The following is a 2,358-nucleotide window of genomic DNA, read 5'->3' on the forward strand; positions in this document are numbered from 1 at the left end:
ATCAACACGCCATCAGAATCCCCCAGACCCTATTGTCAACCCCTGTAAAAACTGTCCAAAAATCACAGGTTATCAATGGGGGTCAATTTAAATAATCCATAGGGGGTCAATTTGTTGAGAATATCCATTTGAGTGTTGTTGCAAATTTTCGTATCTTTGGAGCGCCTTCCTTCGTGGAAGACGTTGCAAAGTTAGGGATAAAATTTTAACCACAAAACAAAAATGGCAAAAACTTTAACCATAAAGGAAAAAATTCTTGCCTTCTTAGAGGTGAGCGGCATAAAAAAAGTTGATTTCTTTGAAAGAACTGGGATACAATCAAGCAACTTTAAGGGCAGTAATTTAACCTCTGCTCCTGGAAGTGATATGCTGGTTAAAATATTAACCTCATACCCTGAACTATCAGCTGAATGGTTGATGACAGGTAAAGGAGATATGCTGAAAAACGAAGCGCATCCACGACGCAAAACGCAGGTTAACAACCTGATCTCCGAAAGCAAAGATAATGAACAAGACCGAGTTACGCAAATAAATAATGACTTTTATTACTCTCAAGATATAGCGACGCGGCCACGCATCCCGTTTGCGGCTGCGGCGGGTGCGCTGTCGATAGCCACCAATGCCGCCTGCGACGCGGACTGTGAGCGCTTCCCGGTGATCACCACCTTCCCGGCTTATGATTTTACGATCAAAATTGAGGGCGATTCGATGGCTCCCGACTATCTGTCGGGCGATGAGCTCGCTTGTCGGTTTGTTGACAATCCGACCAATATCAAGTGGGGCGAGCCTCACATATTAGATACGCGCGATGGCGTCGTTTTTAAGATTCCGTATTATGGAGGTGATCAGATCATGTGTCGGTCGATCAATCCGGATGGGCCGTCATTTCTCGTCGATCGCGCCGATGTGCTCCATGTGGCCTCGATCGTAGGCTTTACCCGTCAGCTGCAGTCATGATCACCGCCTATATGGTAACGACAACTCCGACCGCTTTCCGCTGCTCGTCGGCGCACGTATCGCGCACGCGCTGCGCGCCCCGCAGCGCACCAAAAAACACTTCCAAAGCGCGCCGCGCGGCTGTTCTTTAACATTTCGACTTCAAAAATTTGCTATCTTGCTAATTCAGTGTATATTAGCAGTTTTAACATTTCCCCAATTTTGATAGGTCGTTTCAAGTTTCGGGGGGGGTGAAGGTGCATTTTTGGGGTACTTTCAAAAAAAAGCATGGGTTCCCATCCCCCCTGCAAGGGGGTGTGAACTGTTAAAATGTCCACCCAAACTTTTTAACAATGTCCATCCAAACCTATCTTTACACATAGGTATAATGTCCATCCAAACGTCCACCCAAATGTCCACCCAAACCTCTTTTGTGTCGACTATCGGGCAACAAATAGAGGGAGCCGCACTGGCTCCCTCGTGGAATATTTTCGGGTAATTTGTTGCCGCCGGCCGATGAGGCCGTTTTTAGGCTCTCTGTTGGGCTCAATTGTCGCCGGCGGCCGGTAGGTCGCTCCGGTTTCTGATAAGCGTTGACTGTTTGATTATGGCCGTTTTAGTCACTACCGTACCGCCGCCCGATAGTCCGGCATGAGCGAGGCTGCTGCGGGTCATTCCCACCTCCTCCGGGGTCAATACGCTGTAGACGGCGGCAATGCTCCCAAAGTAGAGATCCCGCCGCCTGCCGATCAGATGCACGTGTATCACTTTCGCCATATTTCCTGCTGTTTTATCGCCACCTCTCCGGCTCTTTCGGAGGCTTACGCCGTCACCCGCCGGCCGTGGCGCTGTTTTATGTCGCAAAGTTACTCAAATATTCCAAATAATAATTATATGGTAGTTTTTAATATGTTGTTTCTGTTGGTTTGCCGATGCTTTGCCACCTCGCCACGCCGCCCATGCGGCCGACACACCCGCGCTGATGGGCGACGGAGTCCCGCTTGTCGACGGTCGCAAAAACGCCGCCGCAGGAGCGCGGATTCTCGCCTGATCGAGCCGGCGCCGCGTACACTTCCCGCCGGTGCAAAAAAAATGCGACCTGAGGCCGCCGAAATGTAAAAACCACCGTTTGAACACCGTTCAAGTGCAAACCGTCTGTCAAAATCCCTTTACACCTATAAAACGTTTCGTTTTTCCACCGCCCACCACAAGCCCGCGCCCAACTCCCTGACCCTTAGCCCAATCACCCAACCCCCGCTCATCCCTCCCACCTACGCATCGTTTTTCCCCCCGTAAATATCTCAATGATATAGACAAGAAACAGACTTGGGCAAAAGATGTGCAGACACTGTTGCGGGAAGCCATACACCTGAGGAATGAGAACCCCGATGAGGTAATCCCTAAAAACAGTTGGCTGACGAG

General features: G+C 49.8%; 2 protein-coding genes. One reads left to right on the top strand and one right to left on the bottom strand.

Annotation, left to right across the window (positions count from 1 at the left end; all coding sequences use genetic code 11):
• The first annotated feature begins 222 nt into the window (after positions 1-222).
• Positions 223-957 (top strand): S24 family peptidase, encoded by a 735-nt coding sequence (locus tag C5O24_RS14540; RefSeq protein ID WP_237613088.1) that lies wholly within the window; start codon positions 223-225, stop codon positions 955-957.
• A gap of 525 nt (positions 958-1,482) precedes the next feature.
• Here the strand turns inward: C5O24_RS14540 and C5O24_RS12660 are convergent.
• Complete coding sequence (locus C5O24_RS12660; protein WP_107036693.1) at positions 1,483-1,713, bottom strand: hypothetical protein; 231 nt, start codon at positions 1,711-1,713, stop codon at positions 1,483-1,485.
• Between the last annotated feature and the right edge of the window lie 645 nt (positions 1,714-2,358).

This window comes from Paramuribaculum intestinale, assembly GCF_003024925.1.
GTDB classification, from domain to species: Bacteria; Bacteroidota; Bacteroidia; order Bacteroidales; family Muribaculaceae; genus Paramuribaculum; species Paramuribaculum intestinale.

Coding starts and splice junctions, on each gene's coding strand:
- C5O24_RS14540 (WP_237613088.1), top strand. CDS start 223: ATGGCAAAAACTTTAACCATAAAGGAAAAAATTCTTGCCTTCTTAGAG.
- C5O24_RS12660 (WP_107036693.1), bottom strand. CDS start 1,713: ATGGCGAAAGTGATACACGTGCATCTGATCGGCAGGCGGCGGGATCTC.